Here is a 5278-nt window from a genome sequence, read left to right on the forward strand (position 1 = left end):
ACCTCGAAGGTGAAGCGGGCGAGAAGGTCGAGCGCCAGGCCCAGGCAGTCGTAGCCGACCCCGACGTTTGCCGAGGTTGCGGGCACGGTCACCCGGAACTTGCGGGGAGGCTGGTACGTGGTCTCTTGTGCCATGCGCTACCGTCCCTGCCCAAAGACCCTGCGGCAGGAGTCCTCCACGAAGCCCGCCATGCCGTCCATGTCGCAGACGTCCTGGTGCAGGAGCGCCGCAGAGCGGAGGTTGGAGAGCTGGGCCGGGGCCTCGACGCCCGTGAGCGCCTGGAGCTCGTCCATGCAGTCGAAGCCGCTCTTGCCGCTCACGTCCGTGCCGAGCGCGGCGAGCACGTCGGCCGAGAACTTGTACGGGTTCGCGGTGGAGAGGCAGACGCGCTGCCTGCCCTCGCGCGGCAGGGTGTCGAGCACGGTCTTGGCGACCGCCGTGTGCGTGTCGATGAGGACGTGGTCCTTCTCCCACGTGTCGCGGATGGTGGCACGGGTCTGGTCGTCCGTGGCGTAGCCGCAGTCGAAGGTCTCGCGCAGCTTGGCGAGGAGGTCCGCACCGATGCTGTAGCAGCCCTTGGTCGCGAGGTCGCCCATGAGCGAGGCGACGCGCTCGCAGTCGCCGTTCGTGAGGTAGTAGAGCATGCGCTCGAGGTTGGAGGACACGAGGATGTCCATGGAGGGCGAGATGGTCTTGACGAAGTCGCGACGGCGGTCGTAGGTGCCCGTGGTGAGGAAGTCCGTCAGGACCTTGTTGCTGTTGGACGCGACGACGAGCTTGCCGACGGGCAGGCCGAGGCGCTTGGCGAAGTAGCCCGCGAGCACGTCGCCGAAGTTGCCGGTGGGCACGCAGAAGTCGACGGCGTCGCCCACGTGGATGGCGCCGTGCTGCACGAGCTGCGCGTACGCCGAGAAGTAGTACGTGACCTGCGGGACGAGACGGCCGACGTTGATGGAGTTGGCGCTCGAGAGCATGACGTTGTCCGCGTCGAGGCGCTTGGCGAGCTCGCGGTCCGCGAAGATGCGCTTGACGTTGGTCTGGGCGTCGTCGAACGTGCCCCTGATGGCGCAGACCGCGACGTTGCTTCCCTTCTGGGTGACCATCTGGAGGTGCTGGATGTCGGACACCTTGCCCTCGGGATAGAAGACCGTGACGCCCGTGCCGGGCACGTCCGCGAACCCCGCGAGGGCCGCCTTGCCGGTGTCTCCCGACGTGGCGGTGACGATCATGACGTCGCGTCCTTCTCCCTTGCGCGCGACGGACATGAGGCGCGGAAGCATCTGGAGCGCGACGTCCTTGAAGGCGCAGGTGGGGCCGTGGTAGAGCTCGAGCAGCCAGTCATCGCCGAGCGGGGAGACCGGGGTGACGAGGGGCGTGTCGAAGTTGTCAGCGTAGGCCTGGCTTACGCAGGAGGAGATCTCCTCGGGCGCGTAGTCCGGCAGGAGGGTCGACAGCACGCGGCGCGCGATGGCATGGTAGTGCTCCGCGCAGACCTGAGCGAGGTCAAGCTGCGTCTGGCCAAGCCCGTCGGACACGTAGAGCCCGCCGTCAGGTGCGATTCCTCTGAGAATTGCTTGCTTGCTTGTTACAGTTTGGTCATCGCTGCGCGTGCTGTGATAGAAAAGGTTCACCGTGGCGCTCCTTGCCTCGTAATGGCGGCTAAACACCTTGTATCATAGCCGCAGAGGGCAAGTGGCCTCTGCAACGTCACACAACAGAAAGATTGGATAGAGATGAAGATTGCTGTCCTTGGGTACGGCACGGTCGGCAAGGGTGTTGACAGGATCATCCGCGAGCGCGTGAGCGGCGTGGAGGTGGCTCGCATCCTCGAGCTGCCGGACCGCCTTACCGACGAGCGCATGACCTCGGACTTCAAGCAGATCCTGGGCGATGACTCCATCGAGGTCGTCGTTGAGTGCATGGGCGGCCTCGAGCCGGCACACACGTTCATCATGGACGCGCTCGCGGCCGGCAAGAGCGTCGTGACCTCCAACAAGGCGGTCGTGGCCGCCTACATCGACGAGTTCGTGCGCCAGGCCAACACCACGGGCGCGTGCCTGCTCGTGGAGGCGTCCGTCGGCGGCGGCATCCCCTGGATCGCCTCGGTCGAGAAGGTCCGCCGCATCGACGAGGTCAAGTCGTTCTACGGCATCATGAACGGAACCACCAACTACATCGTGGACGCCATGGTGAAGGAGGGCGCGGACTTCGACGCGGTGCTGCGCGAGGCACAGGAGCTGGGCTACGCCGAGCGCGACCCCTCCGCCGACATCGACGGCATCGACGTCCGCAACAAGACCATCATCTCGGTCGGCGTGGCGTTCAACACCGCGTGCGAGAAGGACATCCCCACGACCGGCATCCGCACGCTCACGAAGCGCGACCTCGATGTTCTGGGCGAGAAGGGCCTGAGCGTGAAGCTGCTGGGCCGCGGCGTGCAGGAGGACGGCGGCTATGCGGCCGCGGTCGAGCCCGTTGCGCTGCCCGTCCGCTCGCTCGAGGCGAACGTGCCCTCCAACTTCAACCTCATCTCGCTCGACGGCACGACGGTGGGCCCGCTCAAGTTCTACGGCCAGGGCGCCGGCATGCTCCCCACGGGCAACGCCATGGTGCAGGACGTGCTCGACTTCGCCGCCGGGCGCCGTCCCCACTACGACTTCTCGCGCGGCCTCGAGTGGCGCCCGGAGCTCCTGAAGTCGGACTACGTCTTCAGGACCACGGCCTCTGTCGAGGGCGCGGAGCCCTTTGCGGAGGGCATGGTCGTGCTTCGCGGCCTGACCGCCGTCCAGGCGCGCCAGACCTTCGAGCGCGCGCAGGAGACCGACCCCAGCACGTTCATGGCAGCGCTTTCCCAGGAGGACTAACAGCATGATCAAGGTTTCTAAGTTCGGCGGCTCCAGCGTCGCGAGCGCCGAGCAGTTCAAGAAGGTCAAGAGGATCGTCAAGGCAGACCCGGACCGCAGGTTCGTCGTCGTGTCCGCCGCGGGCAAGCGCTTCAGCGGCGACAACAAGCTGACCGACCTTCTCCTCCTCGTCAACGCGCACATCGAGTACCACGTCGACTGCACGTCGCTCCTCAAGGACATCGAGCAGCGCTTCGTCGAGATCCGCGACGAGCTCCACCTCAAATACCCCATCGAGGAGAAGTTCGAGGAGTTCTCCTCGGTCATCACGAGCCTGTCGCCCGAGTACATCGTGTCGAGGGGCGAGTGGTTCACCGGCCAGCTCATGGCCGAGTACCTGGGCATCCCGTTCGTGGACGCCGCGGACGTCGTCGTGTTCCACCACGACGGCTCCGTCGACATGGAGCGCACGGCCACCCGCGTGAAGGACGCGGCGCAGCGCCTGGGCGGCTTCCTGCTCCCGGGCTTCTACGGCTCCACGGTCGACGGCACCATCAAGCTCTTCCAGCGCGGCGGCGGCGACATCACGGGCGCCATCCTCGCGCGCTGCCTCGACGCCGGCGTGTACGAGAACTGGACCGACGTGTCCGGCTTCCTCGCGGCCGACCCGCGCATCGTGGACAAACCGCGCTCCATCCACCGCATCACGTTCGACGAGATGCGCGAGCTCAGCTACATGGGCGCCTCGGTCCTGCAGGAGGAGGCCATCTTCCCCGTGCGCGAGGTCGGCATCCCCATCCAGATCAAGAACACGAACGACCCCGACGCCCCCGGCACCGTCATCCGCGAGACCGCCGTCGAGCACGAGCGCGAGCACCTCATCACCGGCATCGCCGGCAAGAAGGACTTCATGGCGATCCACATCCAGAAGGCCCACATGTCCAACACCGTGGGCTTCGTCCGCCGCGCGCTCTCCGTGTTCGAGCGCTACGGCGTGTCCGTGGAGCACATCCCCACGGGCGTCGACTCCTTCGGCATCGTCGTCAACGGCGCGGACGTGAAGGACACGATCTACTCGATCGTGAACGACCTGCGCCAGGAGCTCAAGCCGGACAGCATCAACGTGATCGACAGCCTGGCGCTCATCTCCGTCGTCGGCCGCAACATGAGCCGCCGCGCCGGCACCTCCGGCCGCATCTTCGGCGTGCTGGGCGAGGCGGGCATCAACATCCGCATGATCACCCAGAGCTCGCAGGAGATCTCGATCATCATGGGCGTCAACAACGCGGACTTCGCCCGCGCCATCAAGGTGATCTACGACAACTTCGTCGAGAACGAGTACGTCACGGCGGAGGACGACAAGCAGTAGGCCCCCGGGTCCGCCCGATGCGGCCCACCAAACACACGCAGAGGAGAAGTACATGGCAGGCAAGGTCGTAGCAATTCTCGGCGCGACGGGCGTCGTGGGCACGCAGATGATGCAGTGCCTGGAGGAGAGGGACTTCCCGGTGGAGAGGCTCGTGCCGCTCGCGAGCGCGCGCTCGGCCGGCAAGAAGCTCCAGTTCCGCGGCGGGGAGGTGACCGTGCAGGAGGCGATGCCCGAGGCGTTCGAGGGCGTCGACATCGTGCTGGGCGCCGCCGGCGACGCGCAGGCCAAGGAGCTCCTGCCCGAGGCCGCCAAGCGCGGCGCCGTGTGCGTGGACAACTCCCACGCCTTCAGGCTCGACCCGGACGTGCCCCTGGTCATCCCCGAGATCAACCCCGAGGACGTCGCGAACCACCCCAGGAACATCATCTCGAACCCCAACTGCGCCACGATCATCGGCCTCGTGCCCACGTGGCCGCTCGCCAAGGCCGCGGGCCTCAACAGGCTCATCGTGAGCACCTACCAGGCCGCGTCGGGCGCCGGCATGCCGGGCCTCAGGGAGCTCGAGCGTGAGAGCAAGGTCATCGCCGAGGGCGGCGAGGTGGGCGACACGTCGCCCTTCGCGTACCAGCTCGCGTTCAACCTCATCCCGCAGATCGGCGGCTTCAAGGAGGAGGCCTACACCTCCGAGGAGCTCAAGATGCAGAATGAGGGCCGCAAGATCATGCACATGCCCGAGCTCCGCGTCAACTGCACCTGCGTGCGCGTGCCCGTCATGCGCTCGCACTCCGAGTCCATCACGGTCGAGTTCGACAACCCCATCACGCCGGACGAGGCGCGCGAGGTGCTGTCCAAGGCACCGGGCGTCAAGGTCGTGGACGACCCCGCGAACCTGCGCTACCCCATGCCGCTCGACACGTCCGACCAGGACCTCGTCTACGTCGGCCGCATCCGCAGGGACCTCTCGGCCCCCGAGGGCGTCAACGCGCTCACGTTCTTCTGCTGCGGCGACCAGATCCGCAAGGGCGCGGCGACCAACGCCGTCCAGATCGCGGAGATGCTGCTCTAG

General features: G+C 66.7%; 4 protein-coding genes. 3 read left to right on the plus strand and 1 reads right to left on the minus strand.

Annotated features, from left to right (window positions below):
• Nucleotides 1-137 precede the first annotated feature (137 nt).
• The gene (gene thrC / locus ACI38Z_RS08150; protein WP_439789699.1) at nucleotides 138-1631 is read right to left on the minus strand and encodes a threonine synthase; all 1494 of its coding nucleotides are present in this window, start codon (nucleotides 1629-1631) and stop codon (nucleotides 138-140) included.
• Between the two features lie 102 nt (nucleotides 1632-1733).
• Between thrC and ACI38Z_RS08155 the strand changes: the two genes are divergently transcribed.
• Genes ACI38Z_RS08155 through ACI38Z_RS08165 form a run of 3 tightly spaced genes read left to right on the plus strand, consistent with a single transcriptional unit; the run spans nucleotide 1734 to nucleotide 5278 of the window.
• On the plus strand, nucleotides 1734-2864 hold the full coding sequence (locus ACI38Z_RS08155; protein WP_439789700.1) for a homoserine dehydrogenase: 1131 nt from the start codon (nucleotides 1734-1736) through the stop codon (nucleotides 2862-2864).
• 4 nt (nucleotides 2865-2868) lie between these two features.
• Complete coding sequence (locus ACI38Z_RS08160; protein WP_439789701.1) at nucleotides 2869-4212, plus strand: aspartate kinase; 1344 nt, start codon at nucleotides 2869-2871, stop codon at nucleotides 4210-4212.
• Nucleotides 4213-4264: 52 nt separating this feature from the next.
• Entirely contained in the window at nucleotides 4265-5278 is a 1014-nt protein-coding gene (locus tag ACI38Z_RS08165; RefSeq protein ID WP_439789702.1) for an aspartate-semialdehyde dehydrogenase, read from the plus strand.

It is taken from the genome of Parafannyhessea sp. (genome assembly GCF_051876455.1).
Classification (GTDB): domain Bacteria; phylum Actinomycetota; class Coriobacteriia; order Coriobacteriales; family Atopobiaceae; genus Parafannyhessea.

Bases quoted from the DNA above. Each gene is read 5' to 3' on its own strand.
- ACI38Z_RS08155 (WP_439789700.1), top strand. From the start codon at position 1,734: ATGAAGATTGCTGTCCTTGGGTACGGCACGGTCGGCAAGGGTGTTGAC.
- ACI38Z_RS08160 (WP_439789701.1), top strand. From the start codon at position 2,869: ATGATCAAGGTTTCTAAGTTCGGCGGCTCCAGCGTCGCGAGCGCCGAG.
- ACI38Z_RS08165 (WP_439789702.1), top strand. From the start codon at position 4,265: ATGGCAGGCAAGGTCGTAGCAATTCTCGGCGCGACGGGCGTCGTGGGC.